General features: G+C 64.0%; 27 protein-coding genes. 13 read left to right on the top strand and 14 right to left on the bottom strand.

Annotated features, from left to right (window positions below):
* The first annotated feature begins 146 nt into the window (after positions 1-146).
* From ACK56M_RS25685 to ACK56M_RS25700, 4 genes are all read left to right on the top strand, one after another.
* The gene (locus tag ACK56M_RS25685; protein ID WP_015271931.1) at positions 147-944 is read left to right on the top strand and encodes a hydroxymethylpyrimidine/phosphomethylpyrimidine kinase; all 798 of its coding nucleotides are present in this window, start codon (positions 147-149) and stop codon (positions 942-944) included.
* A gap of 13 nt (positions 945-957) precedes the next feature.
* Positions 958-1,581: a thiamine phosphate synthase gene (gene thiE / locus ACK56M_RS25690; protein WP_003257589.1), complete on the top strand. Its 624-nt coding sequence runs from the start codon at positions 958-960 to the stop codon at positions 1,579-1,581.
* Between the two features lie 15 nt (positions 1,582-1,596).
* Positions 1,597-2,880, top strand: coding sequence for a glutamate-1-semialdehyde 2,1-aminomutase (gene hemL / locus ACK56M_RS25695; RefSeq protein WP_013974339.1), 1,284 nt, complete (start codon positions 1,597-1,599; stop codon positions 2,878-2,880).
* A 289-nt stretch (positions 2,881-3,169) separates the two neighbouring features.
* A complete protein-coding gene (locus ACK56M_RS25700; protein WP_003257587.1) occupies positions 3,170-3,715 on the top strand; it encodes a tetratricopeptide repeat protein in 546 nt (181 codons plus the stop codon).
* Between the two features lie 3 nt (positions 3,716-3,718).
* Here ACK56M_RS25700 and ACK56M_RS25705 read toward each other — a convergent pair whose 3' ends face one another.
* Positions 3,719-4,045, bottom strand: a complete 327-nt coding sequence (locus ACK56M_RS25705) for a DUF1820 family protein (RefSeq protein ID WP_013974341.1) — start codon at positions 4,043-4,045, stop codon at positions 3,719-3,721.
* 276 nt (positions 4,046-4,321) lie between these two features.
* On the opposite strand from ACK56M_RS25705, the gene ACK56M_RS25710 reads away from it, so the two are divergent.
* Genes ACK56M_RS25710 through lnt form a run of 4 tightly spaced genes read left to right on the top strand, consistent with a single transcriptional unit; the run spans position 4,322 to position 8,177 of the window.
* On the top strand, positions 4,322-5,320 hold the full coding sequence (locus ACK56M_RS25710) for a PhoH family protein (protein ID WP_013974342.1): 999 nt from the start codon (positions 4,322-4,324) through the stop codon (positions 5,318-5,320).
* The gene (gene ybeY, locus ACK56M_RS25715) at positions 5,313-5,786 is read left to right on the top strand and encodes an rRNA maturation RNase YbeY (RefSeq protein WP_015271932.1); all 474 of its coding nucleotides are present in this window, start codon (positions 5,313-5,315) and stop codon (positions 5,784-5,786) included. Before ACK56M_RS25710 ends, ybeY begins: the two co-directional genes overlap by 8 nt.
* Positions 5,787-5,811: 25 nt before the next feature.
* Positions 5,812-6,651 (top strand): HlyC/CorC family transporter, encoded by an 840-nt coding sequence (locus tag ACK56M_RS25720; protein WP_003257584.1) that lies wholly within the window; start codon positions 5,812-5,814, stop codon positions 6,649-6,651.
* Between the two features lie 8 nt (positions 6,652-6,659).
* On the top strand, positions 6,660-8,177 hold the full coding sequence (gene lnt, locus ACK56M_RS25725) for an apolipoprotein N-acyltransferase (RefSeq protein ID WP_013974344.1): 1,518 nt from the start codon (positions 6,660-6,662) through the stop codon (positions 8,175-8,177).
* A gap of 155 nt (positions 8,178-8,332) precedes the next feature.
* Here lnt and ACK56M_RS25730 read toward each other — a convergent pair whose 3' ends face one another.
* Both ACK56M_RS25730 and ACK56M_RS25735 read right to left on the bottom strand, forming a co-directional pair.
* Positions 8,333-9,094: a YdcF family protein gene (locus tag ACK56M_RS25730; RefSeq protein ID WP_015271933.1), complete on the bottom strand. Its 762-nt coding sequence runs from the start codon at positions 9,092-9,094 to the stop codon at positions 8,333-8,335.
* 135 nt (positions 9,095-9,229) lie between these two features.
* Positions 9,230-9,544, bottom strand: a complete 315-nt coding sequence (locus ACK56M_RS25735; protein ID WP_003257582.1) for a hypothetical protein — start codon at positions 9,542-9,544, stop codon at positions 9,230-9,232.
* A 227-nt stretch (positions 9,545-9,771) separates the two neighbouring features.
* Between ACK56M_RS25735 and leuS the strand changes: the two genes are divergently transcribed.
* From leuS to ACK56M_RS25760, 5 genes are all read left to right on the top strand, one after another.
* Positions 9,772-12,378 carry a leucine--tRNA ligase gene (gene leuS / locus ACK56M_RS25740; RefSeq protein WP_015271934.1) on the top strand — a complete coding sequence of 869 codons (2,607 nt, stop codon included), beginning with the start codon at positions 9,772-9,774 and terminating at the stop codon, positions 12,376-12,378.
* Between the two features lie 60 nt (positions 12,379-12,438).
* Positions 12,439-13,044 (top strand): LPS assembly lipoprotein LptE, encoded by a 606-nt coding sequence (gene lptE, locus ACK56M_RS25745; protein WP_003257580.1) that lies wholly within the window; start codon positions 12,439-12,441, stop codon positions 13,042-13,044.
* 39 nt (positions 13,045-13,083) lie between these two features.
* Positions 13,084-14,121: a DNA polymerase III subunit delta gene (gene holA / locus ACK56M_RS25750; protein ID WP_015271936.1), complete on the top strand. Its 1,038-nt coding sequence runs from the start codon at positions 13,084-13,086 to the stop codon at positions 14,119-14,121.
* 203 nt (positions 14,122-14,324) lie between these two features.
* On the top strand, positions 14,325-14,489 hold the full coding sequence (arfA, locus tag ACK56M_RS25755; RefSeq protein ID WP_003257578.1) for an alternative ribosome rescue factor ArfA: 165 nt from the start codon (positions 14,325-14,327) through the stop codon (positions 14,487-14,489).
* Positions 14,490-14,549: 60 nt separating this feature from the next.
* Positions 14,550-15,866: a lytic murein transglycosylase gene (locus tag ACK56M_RS25760; RefSeq protein ID WP_015271937.1), complete on the top strand. Its 1,317-nt coding sequence runs from the start codon at positions 14,550-14,552 to the stop codon at positions 15,864-15,866.
* 134 nt (positions 15,867-16,000) lie between these two features.
* Here ACK56M_RS25760 and ACK56M_RS25765 read toward each other — a convergent pair whose 3' ends face one another.
* The 11 genes from ACK56M_RS25765 to rsfS form a co-directional block, all read right to left on the bottom strand.
* Positions 16,001-16,939 carry a S66 peptidase family protein gene (locus ACK56M_RS25765; protein WP_100413356.1) on the bottom strand — a complete coding sequence of 313 codons (939 nt, stop codon included), beginning with the start codon at positions 16,937-16,939 and terminating at the stop codon, positions 16,001-16,003.
* A gap of 87 nt (positions 16,940-17,026) precedes the next feature.
* Positions 17,027-18,043, bottom strand: a complete 1,017-nt coding sequence (gene lipA, locus ACK56M_RS25770) for a lipoyl synthase (protein ID WP_015271939.1) — start codon at positions 18,041-18,043, stop codon at positions 17,027-17,029.
* 2 nt (positions 18,044-18,045) lie between these two features.
* Positions 18,046-18,693 (bottom strand): lipoyl(octanoyl) transferase LipB, encoded by a 648-nt coding sequence (gene lipB, locus ACK56M_RS25775; protein WP_013974352.1) that lies wholly within the window; start codon positions 18,691-18,693, stop codon positions 18,046-18,048.
* Positions 18,693-18,968, bottom strand: coding sequence for a DUF493 domain-containing protein (locus ACK56M_RS25780; protein ID WP_003249736.1), 276 nt, complete (start codon positions 18,966-18,968; stop codon positions 18,693-18,695). Before ACK56M_RS25780 ends, lipB begins: the two co-directional genes overlap by 1 nt.
* A gap of 73 nt (positions 18,969-19,041) precedes the next feature.
* Positions 19,042-20,202 carry a D-alanyl-D-alanine carboxypeptidase family protein gene (locus ACK56M_RS25785; protein ID WP_013974353.1) on the bottom strand — a complete coding sequence of 387 codons (1,161 nt, stop codon included), beginning with the start codon at positions 20,200-20,202 and terminating at the stop codon, positions 19,042-19,044.
* Between the two features lie 269 nt (positions 20,203-20,471).
* Positions 20,472-21,473, bottom strand: a complete 1,002-nt coding sequence (locus ACK56M_RS25790) for a septal ring lytic transglycosylase RlpA family protein (RefSeq protein ID WP_013974354.1) — start codon at positions 21,471-21,473, stop codon at positions 20,472-20,474.
* Positions 21,473-22,483: a lytic murein transglycosylase B gene (mltB, locus tag ACK56M_RS25795; protein WP_015271940.1), complete on the bottom strand. Its 1,011-nt coding sequence runs from the start codon at positions 22,481-22,483 to the stop codon at positions 21,473-21,475. The genes ACK56M_RS25790 and mltB overlap by 1 nt, the downstream gene beginning before the upstream one ends.
* Before the next feature lie 17 nt (positions 22,484-22,500).
* Positions 22,501-23,604, bottom strand: coding sequence for a rod shape-determining protein RodA (rodA, locus tag ACK56M_RS25800; protein ID WP_015271941.1), 1,104 nt, complete (start codon positions 23,602-23,604; stop codon positions 22,501-22,503).
* Between the two features lie 38 nt (positions 23,605-23,642).
* Entirely contained in the window at positions 23,643-25,532 is a 1,890-nt protein-coding gene (gene mrdA, locus ACK56M_RS25805) for a penicillin-binding protein 2 (RefSeq protein WP_015271942.1), read from the bottom strand.
* A gap of 16 nt (positions 25,533-25,548) precedes the next feature.
* Positions 25,549-26,016 carry a 23S rRNA (pseudouridine(1915)-N(3))-methyltransferase RlmH gene (gene rlmH, locus ACK56M_RS25810; protein WP_003249722.1) on the bottom strand — a complete coding sequence of 156 codons (468 nt, stop codon included), beginning with the start codon at positions 26,014-26,016 and terminating at the stop codon, positions 25,549-25,551.
* 10 nt (positions 26,017-26,026) lie between these two features.
* Complete coding sequence (gene rsfS, locus ACK56M_RS25815) at positions 26,027-26,446, bottom strand: ribosome silencing factor (RefSeq protein ID WP_013974359.1); 420 nt, start codon at positions 26,444-26,446, stop codon at positions 26,027-26,029.
* Positions 26,447-26,454: the final 8 nt, after the last annotated feature.

Raw genomic sequence — 26,454 nt, forward strand, 5'->3', positions numbered from 1 at the left:
TGGCAATCGACCATATCCAATCACAAAGAAAAGGCTCTAAATCAATACTTTCAGAAATTCAACCGGCAAAAATCTGACCTTATGATCAACAAAACTCATTTGTAGGACGATCCGCCCAAACAGGATTGGTGGTAAGCTCGCCGACCATGAATATCTACAGCTCCCGCCCCGTTGTCCTCTGTCTCTCCGGCCACGACCCCAGTGGCGGCGCCGGCCTGCAGGCAGATATCGAAGCCCTGATCGCCCAAGGCTGTCACGCCGCACCCGCAGTGACCGCCCTGACCGTGCAGGATACCGTCAACGTTTCCGACTTCCGCGTGCTCGACCGCGAGTGGGTGCTGGCCCAGGCCAACGCCGTGCTGGCCGACTCTACGGTGGCCGCCGTCAAGCTCGGCATGCTCGGTTCGATCGAAATGGTCGACACCGTCGCCGAACTGCTGGCCGCCCACCCGCACCTGCCACTGGTCTGCGACCCAGTGCTGCGTGCCGGTGGTGGTGGCCGCCTGGGCAAGGACGAAGTGGGCTACGCCCTGCGCGAACGCCTGCTGCCGCTGGCGACCATCGCCACGCCGAACCTGCCCGAAGCCCGCATCCTTGCCGAACTGCCCGAAGGCACTGCCGACGAGTGTGCCGAGAAACTGTTGCCGTTCTGTAGACACCTGCTGATTACCGGCGGTCACGGCGACGAAGACGAAATTCACAACCGCCTGTACAGCCGCGACGGCCAGCACCACACCTGGACCTGCCAGCGCCTGCCGGGCAGCTACCACGGCTCGGGCTGCACCCTGGCCAGCGCCCTGGCCGGCCGCCTGGCCCTTGGCGAGCAGCTGGAAAGCGCCGTCCGCAGCGCCCTGGACTACACCTGGCGCACCCTGCGTGACGCCGAACAGCTGGGCAAGGGCCAGTTCGTGCCGCGCCGCCTGCCGCTGGATTTCTGCTCCTGACACGAGGCCTCCAATGAAGCTACGCGGTCTGTACGCCATCACCGACAGCCAGCTGCTCGCTGGCCGTTTCCTGTCCCATGTCGAGGCGGCACTCGAAGGCGGCGTATGCCTGCTGCAGTACCGCGACAAAAGTGACGACGCGGCACGCCGCCTGCGCGAAGCTGAAGGGCTTATGCAGCTCTGCGAGCGCTACGGCACTCAGCTGATCATCAACGACGACGCCGAACTGGCCGCGCGCCTGGGCGTCGGCGTGCACCTGGGCCAGACCGACGGCCCGCTGACCCCGGCCCGCGCATTGCTCGGCCGCCAGGCAATCATCGGCTCCACCTGCCACGCCAGCCTCGAGCTGGCCGCGCAGGCTGCCAGCGAAGGCGCCAGCTACGTGGCCTTTGGCCGCTTCTTCAATTCCGTCACCAAGCCGGGTGCACCCGCTGCCAACATCGAACTGCTGGAGCAGGCCCGCGCCCAGGTGAAACTGCCGATCGCGGTGATCGGCGGCATTACCCTCGACAACGCCGCCCCGCTGGTCGCCCATGGCGCCGACCTGCTGGCGGTGATCCACGGCCTGTTCGGTGCCGACAGCGCTCAGGAAGTCACCCGCCGCGCCCGCGCCTTCAACGCCTTGTTCGCATCCTGATTCGAGAGAACCCCCATGTCCCGTTCCGAAGCCCTGTTCGCCCAAGCCCAGAAGCACATCCCCGGTGGCGTCAACTCACCGGTCCGCGCTTTCAAGAGCGTTGGCGGCACGCCGCTGTTCTTCAAGCATGCCGAAGGCGCCTACGTCGTTGACGAGGATGACAAGCGCTACGTCGACTACGTCGGCTCCTGGGGCCCGATGATCCTCGGCCACGGCCACCCGGAGGTACTGGACTCGGTACGCAGGCAGCTGGAGCACGGCCTGTCCTATGGCGCCCCGACCGCCATGGAAACCGAGATGGCCGACCTGGTCTGCTCGCTGGTGCCATCCATGGAGATGGTGCGCATGGTCAGCTCGGGCACCGAAGCCACCATGAGCGCCATCCGCCTGGCCCGTGGCTACACCGGCCGTGACGCCATCATCAAGTTCGAAGGCTGCTACCACGGCCACTCCGACAGCCTGCTGGTAAAAGCCGGCTCCGGCCTGCTGACCCAGGGCGTGCCAAGCTCGGCGGGCGTGCCGGCGGACTTCGCCAAACACACCCTGACCCTGCCGTTCAACGACATAGCCGCCGTCGAGAAAACCCTGGCCGAAGTCGGCCAGACCGTAGCCTGCATCATCGTCGAGCCGGTAGCCGGCAACATGAACTGCGTACCGCCGGCGCCAGGCTTCCTCGAAGGCCTGCGCGAGCAGTGCGACAAGCACGGCGTGGTGTTGATCTTCGACGAAGTGATGACCGGTTTCCGCGTTTCGCTCGGCGGCGCCCAGGGCCACTACGGCATCAAGCCGGACCTGTCGACCTTCGGCAAGATCGTCGGCGGCGGCATGCCGGTCGGCTGCTTCGGCGGCAAGCGTGAAATCATGGGCTGCATCGCCCCGCTCGGCCCGGTCTACCAGGCCGGTACCCTATCGGGTAACCCGCTGGCCATGGCCGCCGGCCTGACCACCCTGAAGCTGATCAGCCGCCCGGGCTTCCACGCCGAGCTGACCGACTACACCAGCCGCATGCTCGACGGCCTGCAACAGCGCGCCGATGCCGCTGGCGTGCCGTTCGTCACCACCCAGGCCGGTGCCATGTTCGGCCTGTACTTCAGCGGCGCCGACGACATCGTCACCTTCGAAGACGTGATGGCCAGCGATGCCGAGCGCTTCAAGCGCTTCTTCCACCTGATGCTCGATGGTGGCGTGTACCTGGCGCCGAGCGCGTTCGAGGCCGGCTTTACCTCCATCGCCCATGGCGACAAGGAGCTGCAGATCACCCTGGATGCGGCTGAAAAGGCCTTTGCAGCCCTGAAATAGCGCGCAGCACCGCGCTTTTGTGGGAGCGGCCTTGTGTCGCGAAAGGGCCGCAAAGCGGCCCCAGCACTTCAGCAGTAATGCACAGATTGCTGGGGCTGCTTCGCAGCCCTTTCGCGACACAAGGCCGCTCCCACAGAGGCCGGCACAGGCAACAAATACCCATGCACAATCAGCTGACTTCCCCAACCAAGCAGAAAATCGAGTAAAACTTTGTAAGGTTGGCGCTGCTTATCCCATAATGTGCCACCAGAGACATTGGCCGCAGCTTTGCAGAGGTAAGTCGATCCCCATGAACCGCACCGGCCGCGCCCTGACCCTGGGCTGCCTGTTGCTTCTTCAGCCCCTGCTGGCCCTGGCGGAGGGCGGTAACTCGTTGCTGATTCCGGCGACGGGCCGCTGCACCTTGAATGTCCAGCCTGAAGACCTGGCAAACGCCCTCAAGGCTTGTGAGCAGACGGCAACGGCGGGGGATGCCCAGGCGCAATTCGAACTGGGCGAGTACTACTACACGCAAACGCCGAAAAACCTGGGCAAAGCCCTGAACTGGTTCGAAAAGGCCTCGCTGCAAGGCCATGCCGAGGCCCAGTATCGCCTGGGCGCCATGTTCTTCCGTGGCGAAGGGGTCAAGGCCAACAATGTGCAGGCCTACATCCTGCTGAAGATGGCCGCGGTCAACGGCGCCGAGGATGCGCTGGACATGGCCGACGAAGTGACCGAGCAAATGCCCCGCGACGAGCTGGAGCATGCCACCCAGGTGCTTGGCCAGATCTTCCGCAAGTACCTGCTGGAACTGCAGAACGCCGAAGGGCGCACGCCGTTCTCGCCACTCCCCTGAGGGTTACTTTTCCGGCATCGGCATGGGGAACGGCATCACGTTGCCGCCGCCCTTGGCTTCGCTGATCTTCGCCGTACCCAGGCGCTCCACCTCGTCTATGCGCACGATCGAGTGCATCGGCACGAAACTGCGGATCACCCCATCGAACTGGCTCTTGAGCTTCTCCTCGCTCGGGTCCACCACCAGCTGCGAACGCTCGCCGAACACGAACTCCTCGATTTCCAGGAACCCCCACAGGTCGCTCTGGTAGATCTGCTTGGCATACATCTCGAAGACCTGCCCCTGGTTGAGGAAGATCACTTTATAGATGGCAGGTTCGCGTTTGCTCATGTTCGTCGGGATAACACATGCGTAAGAAAAGGCGGGCATCATAGCAGACAGGTTTGCTGATCTGTGTTGCCTGTCCCGGCCTGATCGCCGGCAAGCCAGCTCCCACAGGTACTGCGCAAGCTTCAGGCCTGTGCAGTATCTGTGGGAGCCCGGCTTGCCGGCGATAGGGCCGGAACAGGCCATACATACCGTTGAACGTTTCAGTGCTTTCGCCACTGCCATTCAAGGGTTATTCTTGAGTTCACATCCATTGCCGTCGAGCGGCTAAAAACGACCTTGAACGCACCCATACAACCCCATCGCTTCATCCTCGAACCCTTCGAGGCCCACCGTTTCGCCAACTTGTGCGGCCAGTTCGACGAGCACCTGCGCCTGATCGAACAGCGCCTGGCCATCGAGATCCGCAACCGCGGCAATCAGTTCGAACTGATCGGCGAACCCAAGACCACCTCCGCTGCCGAACAACTGCTGCGCCGTCTCTACCGCGAGACAAAGGCCAGCGACCTGTCGCCGGAAACCGTGCATCTGTACCTGCAGGAATCGACCGTCGAGAACATCGACAACCCGGCCGTCAACGAGGTCAGCGTGTCGCTGCGCACGCGAAAGGGCAACATCCGCCCGCGCGGGGTCAACCAGCAACGCTACGTCAAGGAAATCCTGGCCAACGACATCAACTTCGGCATCGGCCCGGCCGGTACCGGCAAGACCTACCTGGCCGTGGCCTGCGCCGTGGACGCGCTGGAACGCGAACAGGTGCGCCGGATCCTGCTGGTGCGACCTGCGGTAGAGGCGGGCGAAAAGCTCGGCTTCCTGCCCGGCGACCTGGCCCAGAAGATCGACCCGTACCTGCGCCCGCTGTACGACGCCCTGTACGAAATGCTCGGCTTCGAACATGTGGCCAAGCTGATCGAGCGCCAGGTGATCGAGATCGCGCCGCTGGCCTACATGCGTGGCCGCACCCTGAACAACAGCTTCATCATCCTCGACGAGAGCCAGAACACCACGCTGGAACAGATGAAGATGTTCCTTACCCGTATCGGCTTTGGCTCCACCGCGGTCATCACCGGTGACATCACCCAGGTTGACCTGCCCCGCGGCACCAAGTCAGGCCTGGCACACGTCATCGAGGTGCTGAAGGACGTTCCGGGTATCAGCTTCACCCACTTCCAACCCAAAGATGTGGTTCGTCACCCACTGGTGCAGCGCATTGTCGAGGCCTACGACCGCTTCGATGCCCGCCAGGCCAAGCCCGAGGCGCCCGGCAAAGATGCTTGAACTCGATATTCAACGGGCCACGGATGCTGCCGCCCCGGATGACACCGCCTTTCGCCGCTGGTGCGAACTGGCCCTGCGCCAGCGCAGCGCCGATTCGGAAATGACCATTCGCCTGGTCGACGAAGCCGAAGGCCGCGAGCTGAACCACACCTACCGGCACAAGGACTACGCGACCAATGTGCTGTCGTTCCCGGCCGACGTCCCCGACGACCTGCTCGATATCCCGTTGCTGGGCGACCTGGTGATCTGCGTGCCAGTGGTCGAGCGCGAAGCCGCCGAACAGGGCAAGTCGCTGGAAGCGCACTGGGCGCACCTGGTCATACACGGTTGCCTGCACCTGCTCGGCTACGACCACATCGAAGATGAGGAAGCCGAGGAAATGGAAGGCCTGGAACGGGAATTGCTGGCAGAACTGGGTCATCCAGACCCGTACGCCGACGATGAAACCGACACCATCACACACTGATACACGAAGGATCACGAGAACCGCCATGAGCGAAGATCGATCGAGCAACGGGCAGAAGTCCTGGCTGGGTAAACTGACCCAGGCTTTTGCCCATGAGCCGAAAAACCGCCAGCAACTCCTTGAACTGCTGCGCGAAGCCCATCAGAACAAACTGCTGGACAGCGAAGCGCTGACCATCGTCGAAGGCGCCATCCAGGTGGCCGACCTGCAGGTTCGCGACATCATGGTGCCGCGTTCGCAGATGATCAGCATCAAGGCCAGCCAGTCGCCCCGCGAGTTCCTGCCGGCGGTGATCGACGCCGCGCACTCGCGCTACCCGGTGATCGGCGAAAGCCATGACGATGTGCTCGGGATCCTGCTCGCCAAGGACCTGCTGCCGCTGATCCTCAAGGAGAATGGCGACAGCTTCAACATCAAGGACCTGCTGCGCCCGGCCACTTTCGTGCCCGAGTCCAAGCGACTGAACGTGCTGCTGCGCGAGTTCCGCGCCAACCATAACCACATGGCCATCGTCATCGACGAGTACGGCGGCGTGGCCGGCCTGGTCACCATCGAGGACGTGCTGGAGCAGATCGTCGGCGACATCGAGGACGAGCACGACGTCGAGGAAGACAGCTACATCAAACCGCTGCCCAGCGGTGACTTCCTGGTCAAGGCGCTTACCCCGATCGAAAACTTCAACGAGTTCTTCGACAGCGAATTCTCCGATGACGAGTTCGACACTGTCGGCGGCCTGGTAATGAGCGCCTTCGGTCACCTGCCCAAGCGCAACGAGACCACCGAGATCGGCCCTTACAAGTTCCGTATTCTCAATGCCGACAGCCGGCGGATACACTTGCTGCGCCTGACACCGATCACCCGTTAAGGACAAACATGCGTTGGATCACCCGCCCCGGCTGGCCCGGTAACCTGCTGGCCCTGGCGGCCGGTGCCTCCACCCTCCTGGCCCTGGCGCCTTTCGACATCTGGCCCCTGGCCGTGTTGTCCATCGCCCTGCTCTACCTCGGCCTGCGCGAGCTCAGCCCGCGCCAGGCCATGTGGCGCGGCTGGTGGTTCGGCTTCGGCCTGTACGGTGCCGGTACCTGGTGGATCTACGTCAGCATGAACACCTACGGCGGTGCCTCGCCGCTGCTGGCGATCCTGCTGCTGCTGGCCTTCTTCGCCGCCCTGGCCTGGTTCTTCGCCCTGCCCACCTGGCTGTGGGCACGCTGGCTGCGCCGCACCGAAGCACCACTGGCCGACGCCTTGTGCTTTGCCGCCCTGTGGCTGCTGCAAGAGGCCTTCCGCGGCTGGTTCCTGACCGGCTTCCCCTGGCTCTACGCCGGCTACAGCCAGCTGGACGGCCCGCTCGCCGGCCTGGCACCGCTGGGTGGCGTGTGGCTGATTTCCTTCGCACTGGCCCTGACCGCTGCCCTGTTGTGCAACGTGCACCGCCTGCGCGCCCGCCCCTCGTTCCTCGCGGTGGGCTGCCTGCTGTTGCTGGCCCCGTGGGTGCTGGGCCTGGCGCTCAAGGGCCATGCCTGGACCAAGCCGGCGGGCGACCCACTGAAAGTGGCGGCCATCCAGGGCAACGTCGAGCAGGACCTGAAATGGGACCCGGCGCACATCGATGCGCAACTGGCGCTGTACCGTGACCTGAGCTTCAGCTCCAGGCCGGTAGACCTGCTGGTGTGGCCGGAAACCGCGGTGCCGGTGCTCAAGGACCAGGCCCAAGGCTATATCGACGTGATGGGCCGGTTTGCCGCCGAGCGGCATTCGGCGCTGATTACCGGCGTGCCGGTGCGTGAAGTGGTGCATCACCAGCGCCGCTACTACAACGGCATCACTGTCACTGGTGAAGGCGATGGCACCTACCTCAAGCAGAAGCTGGTGCCTTTTGGCGAGTATGTGCCGCTGCAGGACATGCTGCGTGGCCTGATCGAGTTCTTCAACCTGCCCATGTCGGACTTCGCCCGCGGGCCGGAAGACCAGCCGCTGCTGCAGGCCAAGGGCTACCAGATTGCGCCTTACATCTGCTACGAAGTGGTCTACCCCGAATTCGCCGCAGGCCTGGCGGCCCGCAGCGACCTGCTGCTGACCATCAGCAACGACACCTGGTTCGGTACCTCGATCGGCCCGCTGCAGCACCTGCAGATGGCACAGATGCGCGCGCTGGAAGCCGGGCGCTGGATGATCCGCGCCACCAACAATGGCGTGACCGCGCTGATCGACCCGTTTGGCCGCATTACCACGCAGGTACCGCAGTTCCAGCAGGCGGTGCTGTATGGCGAGGTGGTGCCGATGCAGAAGCTGACGCCGTACCTGCAATGGCGGTCGTGGCCGCTGGCGATAGTCTGTGCATTGCTGCTGGGTTGGGCGTTGCTGGCTGGGCGAATAGCCAAGACTGTTTAACCAGGCGACGCAGATCACTGTAGGAGCGGCCTTGTGTCGCGATAGGGCCGCAAAGCGGCCCCGGCATTCCCGGCATAGAAGCTGAAATCTGGGGCTGCCATGCAGCCCATCGCGACACAAGGCCGCTCCTACAAGGGATCGCGTAAGCCGGTAAATCAGTAGAACAGCCGATACCCCACCAACCCAGCCACTTCATTGAGCAACTGCCCGCTCTGCCACATCGCCCGGCTCTCCGGTAGCAACCCGCCGAACGGCCGCGCATGATCGCGCCCGAGGAACCCGACTGGCGCCGGCACCACCTCGAACCCCGCCTGCTCGAAGCTCCAGCGCGAGCGCTGCATGTGCCAGGCCTGGGTCACCACGACCACCCGGCGAATCCCCAACGGCTGCAGCACCTTGGCCGTCAGCCGGGCATTTTCCCAGGTCGTGCGGCTGCCCTCCTCTCGCCATTTCACCTCGACACCGAAATCTTCACGCAGGCGATCAGCCATCAACTGCGCCTCGCTCGGCGGCGAGCCATAGTGCAACCCGCCACTGGTCAACACCGGCAAGCCCGAAGCCTTGGCCAGCCGTGCGGCAAAGCGCATGCGCTCCAGCGCCGTGGCTGTGGGCTGGTCGCCACCACCCCAGGCCGGGTCACCCCGCTCACGCCCCGCGCCCAGCAGCACGATGGCATCTGCCCGGCTTGCCAGGCCGGCCCAATCGCTTACCGCCAACGGCGCTTCCGTCTCCAGCACACGAGCGGTTTCCTGTACCACCAGCGGCAGGCTCATCAGCCACAGGCCACCAAGGCCCAGGGCAAAGCACAGCGCTGCCAGCCGGGGCCGACGGCGGCGCAGCCACCACGCCACAAGCAGCAGCAGGAACAGGACGCCTGGCGGCATCAGCCATTGTTTGACGAAGAATCGGATCGACATTGGCCACACCTCCTTGGCAGGTGTGCAGCCTAGAAGGATCGACGCCGGTCAACAAGGGTGTGGCCGGCGCCGATCGTGAGCTGTGCAAAATTTAAGAACCGGCGCGCGATAGCCTGCGCCTGGCGTCCTGAACGGCTAGCGATGCGGCAGCGTCCTGGATCTCGCCGTGCTGGCGGGGCGTTTCTTGTCCTTGAGCCAGATGATCTTGGCCGATGTCGGCTCCGCTTGTGGGTAACTGCCGACACAGGCATTGTGGCGCTCCGGGAGAGAATCCAGGTAGGCCTTGATCAGTTCGAACTCTGCGTGGCTCAGGCCACGCAACTCCAGCTCGGCTGGCATTTCGTCGCGCAATCGCACCGAGGTCCTGGCCACTTCCAGCGCCAGGCCAAGCCGGTCGATCAGGCGTTCGTATAGCTCCGGTCTGATTGCGGGTAGCTGCGTCTCTCCCATCCGTTCACCTCATTGAAGATAAGAATATCTCCCCCCACACCTGAGCTTAGCGTCGTTGAAAAAAGCAGCCGTGTGCCGCGACCAGCGGGCATTCGCAACGAAGGTTTCCCACGATGCGCGGCGCTGCTGTATGCTACGGCGTTCACTCTAAACGACACCGGAGTGCCGGACGCAGCGAGGTTCCGCTGCCTGGAACAAGGTCTCTTCCCTCTCAGCAAAAAGTAGCCATGCACGAACAATACACGCCCCGTGATATCGAAGCCGCCGCCCAGAAGTTCTGGGACGAGCAACAATCGTTCGCTGTTACCGAACAGCCAGGCAAGGACACCTACTACTGCCTGTCGATGTTCCCGTACCCGAGCGGCAAGCTACACATGGGCCACGTGCGCAACTACACCATCGGTGACGTGATTGCCCGCTACCAGCGCATGCTGGGCAAGAACGTCCTGCAGCCGATGGGCTGGGACGCATTCGGTATGCCCGCGGAAAACGCGGCGATGAAGAACAACGTCGCCCCGGCCAAGTGGACGTACGAAAACATCGACTACATGAAGACCCAGCTCAAGAGCCTGGGCCTGGCCATCGACTGGGCACGTGAAGTCACCACCTGCAAGCCCGACTACTACCGCTGGGAGCAGTGGCTGTTCACCCGCCTGTTCGAGAAAGGCATCATCTACCGCAAGAACGGTACCGTGAACTGGGACCCGGCGGACCAGACCGTACTGGCCAACGAGCAGGTCATCGACGGCCGTGGCTGGCGTTCGGGCGCGCTGATCGAGAAGCGCGAAATCCCGATGTACTACTTCCGCATCACCGACTACGCCGACGAGCTGCTGGAAAGCCTCGACGAGCTGCCGGGCTGGCCTGAGCAGGTCAAGACCATGCAGCGCAACTGGATCGGCAAGTCGCGCGGCATGGAAGTGCAGTTCCCGTACGACATGGCCAGCATCGGCCACGAAGGCACCCTCAAGGTGTTCACCACCCGTCCCGATACGCTGATGGGCGCCACCTACGTCGCCGTCGCCGCCGAACACCCGCTGGCCACCCAGGCCGCCCAGGGCAACCCGGCGCTGCAGGCGTTCATCGAAGAGTGCAAGAGCGGCAGCGTTGCCGAAGCCGACATGGCCACCCAGGAGAAGAAGGGCATGGCCACTTCCCTGCTGGTCGAGCACCCGCTGACCGGCGAGAAGCTGCCGGTATGGGTCGCCAACTATGTGCTGATGCACTACGGCGATGGCGCCGTAATGGCCGTGCCGGCCCACGACGAGCGCGACTTCGAGTTCGCCCACAAGTACAACCTGCCGGTCAAGGCCGTGGTGCGCACCAGCGCTGGCGACGAAGTCGGCAGCGAGTGGCTGGCCGCCTATGGCGAGCACGGCCAGCTGATCAACTCCGGCGAATTCGACGGCCTGGACTTTGCCGGTGCCTTCGACGCCATCGAAGCCGCCCTGATCCGCAAGGAGCTGGGCAAATCGCGTACCCAGTTCCGCCTGCGTGACTGGGGTATCAGCCGCCAGCGCTACTGGGGCTGCCCGATCCCGATCATCCACTGCCCGTCCTGCGGCGACGTACCGGTGCCGGAAGACCAGCTGCCGGTCACCCTGCCGGAAAACGTGGTGCCGGACGGTGCCGGTTCGCCACTGGCGCGCATGCCTGAATTCTACGAGTGCAGCTGCCCGAAATGCGGCACCGCGGCCAAGCGCGAAACCGACACCATGGACACCTTCGTCGAGTCGTCCTGGTACTTCGCCCGCTACGCCTCGCCGAACTACGAAGGTGGCATGGTCGACCCGAAAGCGGCCAACCACTGGCTGCCGGTCGACCAGTACATCGGCGGTATCGAGCACGCCATCCTGCACCTGCTGTACGCGCGCTTCTTCCACAAGCTGATGCGTGACGAAGGCCTGGTCACCTCGAACGAGCCGTTCAAGAACCTGCTGACCCAGGGCATGGTGGTCGCCGAAACCTACTACCGTGTGGCCAGCAACGGCGGCAAGGACTGGTTCAACCCGGCCGATGTCGAGGTCGAGCGCGATGCCAAGGCCAAGATCATCGGCGCCCGCCTGAAGACCGACGGCCTGCCGGTGGAAATCGGTGGCACCGAGAAGATGTCGAAGTCGAAGAACAACGGCGTCGACCCGCAATCGATGATCGACCAGTACGGCGCCGACACCTGCCGCCTGTTCATGATGTTCGCCTCGCCGCCCGACATGAGCCTGGAATGGTCCGACTCCGGCGTCGAAGGCGCCAGTCGCTTCCTGCGCCGCGTCTGGCGCCTGGCCCAGGCCCACGTGGCCCAAGGCCTGCCGGGCAAGCTGGATGTCGCCGCCCTGGACGACGCGCAGAAGGTCATCCGCCGCGCCATCCACACCGCCATCAAGCAGGCCAGCACCGACGTAGGCCAGTTCCACAAGTTCAACACCGCCATCGCCCAGGTGATGACCGTGATGAACGTGCTGGAAAAGGCCCCGCAGGCCACTGAGCAGGACCGTGCCCTGCTGCAGGAAGGCCTCGAGGCCGTTACCCTGCTGCTGGCTCCGATCACCCCGCACATCTCCCACGAGCTGTGGCAACAGCTGGGCCACCAGCAGGCAGTCATCGACGCCAGCTGGCCAGCCGTCGACGAGGCAGCCCTGGTACAGGACACCGTCACCCTGGTGGTGCAGGTCAACGGCAAGCTGCGTGGACAGGTCGAAATGCCGGCCGCCGCCAGCCGCGAAGAAATCGAAGCCGCCGCGCGCAGCAACGAGAACGTCCTGCGCTTCATCGATGGCCTGACCATCCGCAAGGTCATCGTGGTTCCGGGCAAGCTGGTCAACATCGTCGCCAACTGATGGCAACGCCCGCCCGCAGGCACTGCGGGCGGGCGAACAGGCCCACAAGGGAGCAACAACATGATCAAACGCAATTTGCTGGTAATTGGCCTGGCGGTCATGCTCAGCGCCTGCGGTTTCCAGCTGCGTGGCACCGGCTCCACCGAGCTGAGCGTGAAGGAAATGGACGTAAGCGCACGCAACGCCTACGGCCCGACCGTGGTCCAGCTGCGTGAAGTACTGCAGCGTAGCGGCGTCAACGTGCACGCTGGTGCACCGTACCGCCTGGTGCTGACCAACGAGCAGGAGCGCGAGCGCTCGGCGACCTACAACAGTGGCAACCGTACCGCCGAGTACGAGCTGACCACCGTGCTGAACTACAGCATCCAGGGCCTGAACAACCTGGAGCTGATGAGCGACAAGCTGGAAGTGCGCAAGATCTACTTGCGGGACGGCTCGAACATCACCGGCTCCGAACAGGAAGCCAACCGTGCCCGTGAAGAAATGCGTCGCGACCTGGTCAACGCCATGGTCGTTCGCCTGCAGATGCTGACCCCGTCCCAGCTGGACGAGCTGCAGCGTCAAGCCGACGAGCGTGCCAAAGCCGAAGCCGCTGCGCTGGAGGCCGCTCGCCGCCAGCAGGCCGAAACGCCTCAGCAGTCGCCACTGGAAGTACCGGGCAACTAAGCCCGAGCGGGGTACCCTCGGGTGCCCCGCCTGTTCCCCATGAAGCTCGCCCCCGCCCAACTCAACAAGCACCTGCAAGGTGCCCTGGCACCGGTCTACGTGGTCAGCGGCGACGACCCGCTGCTGTGCCAGGAAGCCGCCGACGCCATCCGTAACGCCGCACGCCAGCAGGGCTACGACGAACGCCAGGTATTCAGTGCCGACGCCAATTTCGACTGGGGCACCCTGCTCCAGGCTGGCGCCAGCCTGTCCCTGTTCGCCCAGCGCCGCCTGCTGGAATTGCGCCTGCCCTCAGGCAAGCCCGGTGACAAAGGCGCTGCTGCGCTGATGGAATACTGCGCCAACCCGGCCGAAGACACCCTGCTGCTGGTCAGCCTGCCCAAGCTGGACGGCAGCGCGCAGAAGACCAAGTGGGGCAAGGCCCTGATCGAAGGTCCCCATTGCCAGTTCATCCAGATCTGGCCGGTGGATGTGCACCAGTTGCCGCAGTGGATCAACCAGCGCTTGCAGCAGGCCGGCCTTTCTGCACAGCGTGACGCCGTCGACCTGATCGCCGCACGCGTGGAAGGCAACCTGCTGGCTGCCGCGCAGGAAGTCGAAAAGCTCAAGCTGCTCGCCGAAGGTAACCAGATCACAGTGGAGACCGTGCAGGCCGCCGTCGCCGACAGCGCCCGCTTCGATGTCTTCGGCCTGGTCGATGCCATTCTCAACGGCGAAGCCGCGCATGCCTTGCGCATGCTCGAAGGCTTGCGCGGTGAAGGCGTTGAGCCACCAGTGATTCTCTGGGCCCTGGCCCGTGAGCTGCGCCAGCTGGCCGGGCTGGCCCAGCAGTTCAGCCAGGGTGTACCGCTGGACAAGGCCTTCAGCCAGGCCCGCCCGCCGATCTGGGACAAACGCCGGCCACTGGTCAGCAAGGCCCTGCAGCGCCTGTCGGCGCAGCGCTGGGCGCAGTTGCTGCAGGATGCCCAGCGTATTGATGCACAGATCAAGGGCCAGGCAGAGGGCTCGCCGTGGACCGGCCTGGCGCGCTTGTCGCTGCTGATGGCCGGCCAGCGCCTGGCACTGCCTCCCGAGTAACTGGGGCCGCTGTGGGAGCGGGCATGCCCGCGAATCAGGCGACACGGTGGATGGCACCGGCTTCGCCGGTGTTCGCGGGCACGCCCGCTCCCACAGGGCTGCAATGTCCCCAACATCTCGAACCATAAACACAATCAATTGGCCCCACCCTGCCCCAAGCCCTACAGTGCGCCGCGAAACCCACCCAACCCGGGAATCCCGCCATGAGCAAAAAGCCGAAAAAGCACGGCCCCAACAAGGCCAAGTCGATCATCGCCCAACCGCTGTTCCGCTGCCGCCAGGAACAGCCGAACAAGGGCAAAGGCAGCTACCGCCGCGAAGCCTTCCAATCGAGAGATTGGGAGGCTTCCTACTTTTTGGCTGCATGAAAGCATCGAAAGCGCAGGCATGGTATGGTCATCACCTGACCTGCAATTCTGGATCTGTGAATGCTCCTCAGTCTTCTCCCCCGCTGGAAAACCCGTCAGCTGATCGCGGCCTCCAGTTTCATCCTGCTCGTGGCCTGCGCAGAAAAGCCCACCGCCGCCGATGCCCTGCCGCTGGCCCCCGCCCAGCCTGCCCCGGTGGTGACCCTGCCCGGCACGACGCCCGACACCAACACTGAAATCCAGCCTCTGCAAACCTTCGCGCAATGGCAAGCGGGCTTTCGCCAGCAAGCCCTGCAAGCCGGCATTTCGCAGGACACCTTCGACCGCGCCTTCCTCGGCGTCACCCCCGACATGGACGTGATCAAGGCTGATCGCAGCCAGCCGGAGTTCACCCGCCCGGTATGGGAATACCTCGAAGGCGCCCTGTCGCCCCTGCGTGTACGCAACGGCAAGAAGCTGCTGGAGCAGAACGCCGAACTGCTGACCCGCATCGAGCAACGCTATGGCGTCGATCGCCAGGTGCTGGTCGCGGTATGGGGCATGGAGAGCAACTTCGGCCAGTTCCAGGGCAGCAAATCGGTGATCCGCTCGCTGGCCACCCTGGCCTATGAGGGCCGCCGCCCGCAGTTCGCCCAGGACCAGCTGATCGCTGCGCTGCAGATCATCCAGCATGGCGACATCCAGCCTGAGGCCATGCGTGGCTCGTGGGCCGGCGCCATGGGCCAGACCCAGTTCATCCCGACCACCTACAACACCCATGCCGTGGACTTCGACGGCGATGGCCGCCGTGACATCTGGAACAGCACGGCAGACGCCCTGGCATCGACCGCGCACTACCTGCAGAGCTCGGGCTGGAAACGTGGCCAGCCGTGGGGCTTCGAGGTCCAGGTGCCGCCTGGCTTCGATTACTGGCAGGCCGATGGCGCCCTGCGCAAGCCGGTGAGCGAGTGGCTGGCGATGGGCGTGAAACTGCCTGCCGGTACCCAGTTGCCAGTGGGCAGCAACCAGCTGTCTGCCGCCCTGCTGCTGCCAGCGGGCGCGCGTGGCCCGGCGTTCCTGGTGCTGGACAACTTCCGCGCCATCCTCAAGTACAACAACTCGTCATCCTACGCGCTGGCGGTAAGCCTGCTGGGTGATCGCTTCACGGGCTGGGGCTTCATTGCCGGCAGCTGGCCGAAAGAAGACCTGCCGCTCAGCCGCAGCGAGCGCATGGAGCTGCAGAACCTGCTGAACAGCAATGGGCACGAAGCCGGCAATGCCGATGGCATCATTGGCGCCAATACCCGCAAGGCGATCCGCAATGCCCAGCAGGGGCTGGGGTGGCCGGCAGATGGGTATCCGACGCACAAGCTGCTCGAGAGCCTGCGTCAGCAGTGAGAATCTTGGGGCCGCTGCGCGGCCCATCGCGACACAAGGCCGCTCCTACAAGCGATCGCGAACCATCGGGGTAACGCGGTCTCCTGTAGGAGCGGCCTTGTGTCGCGATGGGCTGCAAAGCAGCCCCGACAATCTCAAGCCTGGAAAAGATCCTGCTCCAGCAGCAAGCTCTGCCGATCACTGTCCAGCCTTACACGAGCCCCCAACGGCAAGCACACATTCGGGTCACAATGCCCACTGCGCCACCCGGCCAGCACCGGCACACCCAGCGGCGCGAAGATATCCTCCAGCAGGGGCGTCAACGCCGCAGTGGTAATCCCGGCAAAGTCCCCCACCAGCACACCCTTCACCCCCTCCAGCTTGCCTGCCAGGCGCAGCTGGGTCAGCAAGCGATCCACCCGGTAAAGCGGCTCGTTGACGTCCTCGATGAACAGGATGCAGCCCTGCGTATCCAGCTCGGCAATCGTCCCCAGGGTCGCGCCCAGCATCGACAGGTTGCCGCCCAGCAGCGGCCCGCTGGCCACCCCATGCAGCACGCTGCTCAATGCGAAGTCAGCAGGGTGCACGATCTGCTCACCTGCCCGCACATGCCCACCCAGCTGCGCCAGCAACGAAGTCTCGGTTGGCGGCAACTTGGCCCCCAGCAGGTCGGCATTGAGCATCCCGCCATGGAAGGTGAGCAGCCCGGCATGCCGGTAGATCGCCGTGTGCAGCGCGGTGATGTCGCTGTAGCCGATCAGAGGCTTGGGGTTGCGCCGAATCAGTTCGAAATCGAGCTGGTCGAGCAGGCGCATGCTGCCGTACCCCCCACGCATGCACAGAATGGCGTCGATGGCCGGGTCGGCAAAGGCCTCATGCAGGTCCTGCAACCGCTGCCGGTCCGGCCCCGCCAGGTAGCCCTGAGCCTGAAGGGCACCCGGGTAGATGCGGCAACTGTAGCCTCGATCAACGAACCACTGGTTGACCTTGTGCGTATCCAGCCGCGCCGCGCCCGCCGGGGCGACAATGGCAAAACAGGCATCACGCGGCAGCGCGGCGGGCAGGCTGGGTTGGAAGGTTTCGGCGCAATTCATCGCGGCTCCTTGCAGCGCGTGTGGCACAAACAAAAATGCCGATGCCGCCCTTCGGCGCGCATCGGCATGCGTGGCTCTGTGCTTGGCTCAGAGCTTGATCTTGGCTTCGTGAGCCTGCTGGTCAGCGTGGTACGAAGAACGCACCAGCGGGCCGGAAGCGACGTTCTTGAAGCCCATCTTGTAACCTTCCTCGGCGAACCAGGCGAAGGTGTCCGGGTGAACAAAACGCTGCACCGGCAGGTGGCTGCGCGACGGCTGCAGGTACTGGCCGAGGGTGAGCATGTCGATGTCATGCTCGCGCATACGGTGCATCACTTCGATCACTTCCTCGTCGGTCTCGCCCAGGCCGAGCATCAGGCCCGACTTGGTCGGTACGTGCGGCACCAACTGCTTGAACTTCTGCAGCAGGTCCAGCGACCAGTCGTAGTCCGAACCCGGGCGCGCGGCCTTGTACAGGCGCGGTACGGTCTCGAGGTTATGGTTGAACACATCCGGCGGCTCTTGCGCGGTGATCTCCAGGGCAATATCCATGCGCCCACGGTAGTCCGGCACCAGGGTTTCCAGCTGTACGCCCGGCGACAGCGCACGGATTTCGCGGATGCAGTCGGCAAAGTGCTGGGCACCACCGTCACGCAGGTCGTCGCGGTCCACCGAGGTGATCACCACGTACTTCAGGCGCAGGTCGGCGATGGCGATGGCCAGGTTCTTCGGCTCGTCCAGGTCCAGCGGTTTCGGCCGGCCGTGGCCAACGTCGCAGAACGGGCAACGACGGGTGCAGATGTCACCCATGATCATGAAGGTGGCGGTACCACCGGAGAAGCACTCGCCCAGGTTCGGGCAGGATGCCTCTTCGCATACGCTGTGCAGCTTGTGCTTGCGCAGCAGTTGCTTGATGCGGTCTACCTCGGGCGACACCGGGATACGCACGCGGATCCAGTCGGGCTTCTTCGGCAGCTCTTCGGTGGGGATGATCTTCACCGGAATGCGCGCCACCTTTTCGGCACCACGCAGCTTGACCCCGGCTTCCACCTTCTTCGGCGCTTGGCGCGGGGTGGCATCCTGGGTAGGTATCAGGTTCGGCACGGCTTCTTGCACAGTTGTCATATTCAGTCGATTCCGCCCGTGAGGGTCGTCTGCTCAGCGTAGTCGAGGTGCTTGACCAGCTGTCCGCGCAGCCTTGTCCTGACCTCGTCGAGTTCGATCGGGCCTGCCAGGTCGCGCAGCTGGGTCATCGCCAGCCCCGCATAGCCGCAGGGGTTGATTCGGCGGAATGGCGCGAGGTCCATGTCCACGTTCAGGGCAAGGCCGTGGAACGAACGGCCGTTGCGGATTCGCAGGCCGAGGGAGGCGATTTTCGCTCCGTCGACATAGACGCCCGGGGCATCGGGCTTGGCCGCGGCCTGGACATCGTAACTGGCGAGCAGGTCGATGAGGGTCTGCTCGATACGGCTGACCAGCTCACGCACGCCAAAGCCCAGCCGGCGCACATCCAGCAGCAGGTAGGCCACCAGCTGCCCGGGGCCATGGTAGGTCACCTGGCCACCGCGATCGGTCTGCACTACCGGGATGTCGCCCGGCACCAGCAGGTGCTCGGCCTTGCCGGCCTGGCCCTGGGTGAAGACCGCGGGGTGCTCGACCAGCCAGACTTCATCCTGGCTGTCCGGGCTGCGCTGCTCGGTGAAGCGACGCATGGCCTCCAGCACCGGTTCGTAGGGCTGCAGGCCAAGCTCGCGAAAACCGAGGCAGGCGGACATCAGAGCACCATTTTCACGATGCCGGTAGCGCGCAGGGCGCTGTTGATATCGTGCAGCTGGTTCTCGCTTTCGGCAACGATGTGCAATTGCACGGTGGTGTACTTGCCTTCCTTGCTCTGGCGCTCGGCCAGGGTGGAAAGGTCGACCTTCGCGTGCTTGCTCAGGATCTCGATCACCGTGTCCTTGAAGCCGACAACGGTGTCACCGATGACCTTGATCGGGTAATCGTCGCAGGGGAATTCGATCTTGTGCGACTTGACGTCTGGTTCGCTCATGGCGGAAACGGCCTCGTAAGCCGTGGCAACAACAACGCCCCCGCAGGATACGCGGGGGCATGCAGGTCACGTATCAGTTGAACAACCCGTAGAAGAATAGACGGATGCTATCCCACATACGGCGGAAGAAACCACCTTCCTCGACGCCATCGAGGGCGATCAGGTCGGCGCTGTGAACCACTTTCTCGTCCAGTTTGACTTCCACTTTGCCGATCACGTCACCTTTGGCGATTGGCGCGGTGAGCTGCGGGTTCATGGTCATCGAAGCCTGCAGGCGCTTCAATTGGCCTTTAGGCATAGTCAGGGTCAGGTCGTTGGCCAGGCCAGCTTTCACTTCGCCAGTCGCGCCCTTCCAGACCGGCGACTTGGTCAGCTCGGTACCCTTCTGGTAGAAGGTCTGGGTTTCGAAGAAGCGGAAGCCATAGGTCAGCAGCTTCTGGGTCTCGGCAGCACGCGACTGCTCGCTGTTGGTGCCGAAGACCACGGCGATCAGGCGCTGGCCATCGCGAACGGCCGAAGCCACCATGCAGTAGCCGGCTTCGTCTGTGTGGCCGGTCTTCAGGCCGTCGACAGTCTTGTCACGCCACAGCAGCAGGTTGCGGTTTGGCTGCTTGATGTTGTTCCAGAAGAACTCTTTCTGCGAGTAGATGGCGTAGTGGGCCGGGTCGACATTGATGATCGCACGGGCCAGGGTAGCCATGTCGTGGGCCGACGAGTAATGGTCCGGGTGCGGCAGGCCGGTCGGGTTCATGAAGTGGCTGTTGGCCATGCCCAGGTCGGCAGCGGTCTTGTTCATCATGTCGGCGAAGGCGTCTTCGCTGCCGGCGATGTGCTCGGCCAGGGCGACCGAGGCGTCGTTGCCGGACTGGATGATGATGCCGTGCAGCAGGTCGCTGACGGTCACCTGGCTGCCCACCTTGATGAACATGCGCGAACCGCCGGTCCGCCAGGCGTTTTCGCTGACGGTAACCGGGTCGTTTTCACCGATCTGGCCGCGACGGATGTCCAGGGTGGCGATGTAGGCCGTCATCAGCTTGGTCAGGCTGGCAGGCGGCAGGCGCTCGTCACCGTTGTTCTCGACCAGCACGTTGCCGCTGGACGCATCCATGAGTACGTAGGACTTGGCTGCCAGTTGCGGTGGCGCCGGCGTCATCTGCTCAGCCGCGAAGGCGGCAGGCGTGATCATCAGCAGTACGGGCAGGCAAAGTCGTTTGGCAAGGTTGGTGATGTTCATCCGTCTCTCGAAAATCGCTAATGGTCTGATGTTCCCTGGGCAAGATCATGTGCCCAGCGCCAGTCAGTCTAGTTTTTGCGGCCGTAGGCCTGGCTCGCAATGTGCGGCTTTATGTCGCTGCGGGCAAAAGCCGACATTGTACATGCCCGCGCCCGTCAATTCATGACAAAACCGACAGTTTGGTGTTGCCTTCTTCGCGGGCGCGCCCGCTCCCACAGGGTTTCGCATGCCCTGTGGGAGCGGGCGTGCCCGCGAAGAAGGCAACGCGGTCAGTCAGCTGTGACCAGCTTGGCCTGCCCAAGGTTCGCCAGGCGGATGCTGTCCTGCGCTTGCTGGATCTCGCCCTGGCTGTTGATCGGCCCGAGGCGCACGCGGTGCAGGGTCTGCTGGTTACGCACGATCGAGCTGATGAACACTGGCGCGCTGACCATGCTGCTGAGCTTGGAGCGCAGCAGTTCGGCGGCGTCCGGGTTGGCGAAGGCACCCACCTGCAGGAAGCTGCCGCCACTGCCGGCCGGCACGTTGTTGCCAGCCACCTGCACCGGCACCACCGGCGCCGCATGCTGCTGGGGCGGCGGGGTCCATTGCTCGACGCGCCCGGTACTGGCCGGGATCGCCTGGGTCTGGGCCACCTGGGGCTCCTTCAGCACCATCGGTGGCGTCTGGCCACGCTGGGCCCACCACTGCTGCGGGTCGATACCTTCGACGCGCACGTGCGCGGTGCCAATCTCGGCATAACCGAGCTTTTTCGCCGCGGCATAGGACAAGTCGATGATGCGGTCCGAATAGAACGGCCCACGGTCGTTCACCCGCAAGATCACGCTACGGCCGTTGGCCAGGTTGGTCACCCGCACGTAGGCCGGCAGCGGCAGGGTCTTGTGCGCCGCGCTCATGCCGTACAGGTCGTACAGCTCGCCGTTGGCGGTGTTCTGGCCGTGGAACTTGGTGCCATACCACGACGCGGTACCTTCCGCGCGATAATTGCGCGAGTCCTGCATCGGGTAGTAGGTCTTGCCCAATACCGTGTACGGGTTGGCCTTGTAGTTGCCGGTGTGCACGGTTGGCGTGGCGTCGGGGATCTTGTTCACATCCACGTCCCACCACGGCGCGCCGTCCTTGTGCGCGCGGTTGATGTCCAGGCCCGGCTGGGTGCGCACCACGTTGCCACTGCTTTGCTGGGGCGGGCGGTTGGACGAACAGCTGGCCAGCACCACGCCCACGGCGAGGCAGGTGAGCAGCTTGAAAGATTTGCCAGAGATGATTGCGCGCATTACTTGACGCCCCGTGCTTGAACCAGCTGTTCCGATAGCTGATGCACCGCCATGGCATACATCACGCTGCGGTTGTAGCGAGTGATCGCGTAGAAGTTCTTCAGGCCCATCCAGTACTCGGGGCCATTGTCGCCCTCGAGACGGAAGGCGGTAACCGGCAGATCATCGCGCAACGAATCATGGACCGACCAGCCAAGCGTGCGCAACTCCCCAACGGTTTTTACCGGCTCGATGCCGGTGGTCAGGCCTTCGTCGGCGCGCCCACCGTCCACCCAGGCGCGGCTGACCACACCTTCGCCGGGCACCCAGCCGTGGCGCTTGAAGTAGCTGGCCACGCTGCCAATGGCATCGTCCGGGTTGTTCCAGATATTGATGTGGCCGTCGCCGTCGAAGTCCACCGCGAAGTTGCGGAAGCTGCTCGGCATGAACTGCGGCAGGCCCATTGCACCAGCGTAGGAGCCTTTGAGCGTCAGCGGGTCGAGCTGTTCCTCACGGGCCAGCAGCAGGAACTCGCGCAGCTCCTTGCGGAAGAATTCCGCCCGTGGCGGGTAGTCGAAGCCCAGGGTCGACAAGGCATCGATCACCCGGTAGTTACCGGTGTTGCGGCCAAAGAAGGTTTCCACGCCGATGATGGCAACGATGTACTGCGCCGGCACGCCATATTCCTGCTCGGCACGGGCCAGCACCGCTTCGTGCTGGCGCCAGAAGTCCACACCGCGGGCAATACGCGCGTCAGTGATGAACATCGGCCGGTAGTCCTTCCACGGCTTTACCCGTTCGGCCGGGCGCGAAATGGCGTCGAGGATCGACTGCTTGCGCTGCACCTCCGCGAACACACCCATCAGCTGCTCAGGGGCAAAGCCATAGTCGCGGCTCATTTCGCCAACGAACTGGGCCACCTGCGGCGAGCCCTGATAATCGCCGGCATGGGCCAGCTGTACAGCGCCGAACAGGCCCACCGCGCCGATCCACGGCGCACAACGGGCAGCCCAGTTACGCACTGCTTGCATGAAATTCTTCACCTTATTCAAACCTGAGCGATCCATTTGCGGTGCGTGTGGATCGACATCAGAACGCCAAACGCTGACAGCAGCGTCACCAACGAAGTTCCGCCATAGCTGATGAAGGGCAGCGGCACGCCCACCACGGGCAGAAGGCCGCTGACCATACCGATATTGACGAACACGTACACAAAGAAGGTCATGGTCAGGCTGCCCGCCAGCAGCTTGCCGAACAGGGTCTGCGCCTGGGCGGTGATCATCAGGCCACGGCCGATCAGCAGCAGGTAGACGATCAGCAGCAGGCAGATGCCGACCAGGCCGAATTCCTCGCCGAGCACGGCGATGATGAAGTCTGTGTGGCTTTCCGGCAGGAAATCCAGGTGCGACTGGGTGCCGAGCAGCCAGCCCTTGCCGAACACACCGCCCGAGCCGATCGCCGCCTTCGACTGGATGATGTTCCAGCCAGTGCCCAACGGGTCGCTTTCCGGGTCGAGGAAGGTCAGTACCCGTTGCTTCTGGTAGTCATGCATGACGAAGAACCACATCGCCACCGCCACTGGCACCGCAGCCGCCAGTACGCTGAGGATCCAGCGCCAGCGCAGCCCGCCCATGAACAGCACGAAAGCCCCGGAGGCGAGGATCAGCAGCGCCGTACCCAGGTCGGGCTGGCGCACGATCAGGATGAACGGCACGCCGATCAGCACCAGGCTGATCGCCACATGCTTCAGATGCGGCGGCAACGTGCGCTTGGACAGGTACCAGGCGATGGTCGCCGGCATGATGATCTTCATGAACTCCGAGGGCTGGAAGCGGATCACCCCGGGGATGTTGATCCAGCGCGTGGCGCCCATGGCGTTGTGGCCCATCACGTCCACCACCACCAGCAACAGCACCCCGGCCAGGTAGGCCAGCGGCACCCAGCGAGCCATGAAGCGCGGCTCCAGCTGGGCGATGATGAACATCGACACCAGGCCGATGCCGAACGAGGTGGCCTGCTTGAGCAGCAGGTCCCAGTTCTTGCCACTGGCCGAATACAGGACGAACAGGCTGCCGGCCGCGAGGGTCAGCAGAATGATCAGCAAAGGGCCGTCGACGTGGATGCGCTGCAGAAAGCTGGCGCGCCGACGCATCACATCCTCGCTGGAGAGCATGCGATCGAAATTGTTCATCACAGGGCTGATTCCTGGGTAACCGTGGCAGGCGCGAACTCGGGCTTGAGCCGGCCGTTTTCGTCGAGCAACCAGGCGTCCATCACCTGGCGCACCACCGGGGCGGCGACGCCCGAGCCGGACTCCCCGTTCTCGACCATCACCGAAACCACGATCTTCGGGTCCTCGGCCGGGGCGAAGGCGACGAACAGGGCGTGGTCGCGGTGGCGCTCCTGAAGCTTGTTGCGGTCGTACTTCTCGCCCTGCTTGATCGCCACCACCTGGGCGGTACCACTCTTGCCGGCAATGCGATATTGCGAGCCGATGGCCGCCTTGCGTGCGGTACCGCGGGCATTGTGCATCACCTGCTCCATGCCATGGGTAACCTTGGCCCAGTCGGACTTGTCACGCAGTACGATGTTTTCCATGGGGTTGTCATCCACCGGCGGCTGGCCTTCGATGGTCTTGGCCAGGTGCGGGCGGTTCCACACGCCCTTGTTGGCGATCAGCGCAGTGGCCTGGGCCAGTTGCAGCGGCGTGGCCTGCATGTAGCCCTGGCCGATGCCGAGGATCAGGGTTTCGCCGGGGAACCAGGCCTGGCGGCGGGTGGCGCGTTTCCATTCACGCGATGGCATCAGCCCGGCGGATTCCTCGAACATGTCGAGGGAAACCCGCTGGCCGATGCCGAACTTGTTCATGTAGCTGGACAGCCGATCGATGCCCATCTTGTGGGCGAGGTCGTAGAAGTAGGTGTCGTTGGAGCGCATGATCGCGGTGTCCAGGTCGACCCAGCCATCGCCCGAACGGTTCCAGTTACGGTATTTGTGGTCGTAGTTGGGCAGCTGGTAGTAGCCCGGGTCGAACACCCGGCTGCCGGCATTGACCACGCCGCTGTCCAGGCCGGCGATGGCCACCGCCGGCTTGATGGTCGAACCTGGCGGGTACAGGCCGCGCAGCACGCGGTTGAACAGCGGTCGGTCGATCGAGTCGCGCAGTTCGGCATAGGCCTTGAAGCCGATGCCGGTGACGAACAGGTTGGGGTCGAAGCTGGGCTGGCTGACCATCGCCAGCACCTCGCCGGTACGCGGGTCGAGCGCCACCACCGCACCACGCCGGCCCCCCAGGGCAGCCTCGGCGGCCTCCTGCAGCTTGATGTCCAGGCTCAGCACGATGTCCTTGCCCGGTTTCGGGTCGGTGCGCTTGAGCACCCGCAGCACACGGCCTCGGGCGTTGGTCTCGACTTCCTCGTAGCCCACCTGGCCATGCAGGTCGGCTTCGTAGAAGCGCTCGATGCCGGTCTTGCCGATGTGGTGGGTGCCGCTGTAGTTCACCGGGTCGAGGGTTTTCAGCTCTTTCTCGTTGATCCGCCCCACATACCCCACCGAATGGGCGAAATGCGCGCCCTGCGGGTAATGGCGCACCAGCTGGGCCACCACTTCCACGCCCGGCAGGCGGAACTGGTTCACCGCCACACGGGCGATCTGCTCTTCGTTGAGTTCGAACAGGATCGGCACCGGCTCGAACGGCCTGCGGCCCTGGCGCATGCGCTTCTCGAACAGGGCGCGGTCGTCAGGCGTCAACTCCAGCACTTCGACGATGGTATCCAGCACTTCCTGCCAGTTACCCGCACGTTCGCGGGTCATCGACAGGCTGAAGCTGGGCCGGTTGTCGGCGACGATCACCCCGTTGCGGTCGAAGATCAGCCCGCGGGTCGGCGGGATCGGCTGCACATGCACCCGGTTGTTCTCCGACAGCGTCGAGTGATAGTCGTGCTGGATGACCTGCAGGTAGTACAGACGCGCAATCAGCACGCAGATAAGCAGCATGATCGCGACTGCGCCGACCACGACGCGGTTGCGCACCAGGCGGGCGTCTTTCTCGTGGTCCTTGAGACGGATCGGCTGCGACATCGGACTGCTTACAGGCTCATTTATGGTAAGGATGCCCGGACAGCACGGTCCAGGCGCGGTAGATCTGCTCGCCGATGAGTATCCTTACCAATGGGTGCGGCAAGGTCAGCGGCGACAGCGACCAGCGTTGCTCGGCGCGCGCACAGACCTCGGGCGCCAGGCCTTCCGGGCCGCCCACCATCAAATTCACCGTGCGCGCATCCAGGCGCCAGCGGTCCAGCTCGGTCGCCAGCTGCTCGGTACTCCAGGGCTTGCCATGGACCTCGAGGGTGACGATGCGTTCCCCTGGCTGAACCTTGCTCAGCATGGCTTCGCCCTCCTGACGGATCAGGCGGGCGACGTCGGCATTCTTGCCACGGGTGTTCAGCGGGATTTCCACCAGCTCCAGCGACAGCTCGGCGGGCAGGCGCTTGGCATATTCATGCCAGCCTTCCTCGACCCACTTCGGCATGCGCGAGCCGACCGCGATCAGGCGCAGACGCACAGCGCTTTCCTTATTCCCGGTCCTTGAGCTTATCGGAGTACTCGTGGGCATGGTCCGGGCTGTGGTGCTTGCCATCGGCGGCACGGCTTTGCTCGGCCCCCTGCCACAGGCGCTCCAGGTCGTAGAACTGGCGGGCAGCGGCGGTCATCATGTGCACGATGACATCGTTCAGGTCCAGCAGCACCCAGTCGCTGTCGCCCTTGCCTTCTTCACCCAGCGGCTGGGCACCCTTGGCCTTGACCGCTTCGCGGACCTTTTCCAGCATCGCATTGATCTGGCGGTTGGAAGTACCGGTGGCGATGATCATGTAGTCGGTCAGGCTGTGCTTTTCGCGCACGTCGATGACCTGGATGTCCTGGGCCTTGACGTCTTCCAGCGCTGCCTTGGTCAGGGCAACCAGTTCTTCGCCGTGGATTTTCTGCTTGGTCATATAAAACT

Origin of the sequence: Pseudomonas sp. s4, assembly GCF_046764235.1 — a bacterium.
GTDB classification, from domain to species: domain Bacteria; phylum Pseudomonadota; class Gammaproteobacteria; order Pseudomonadales; family Pseudomonadaceae; genus Aquipseudomonas; species Aquipseudomonas asiatica.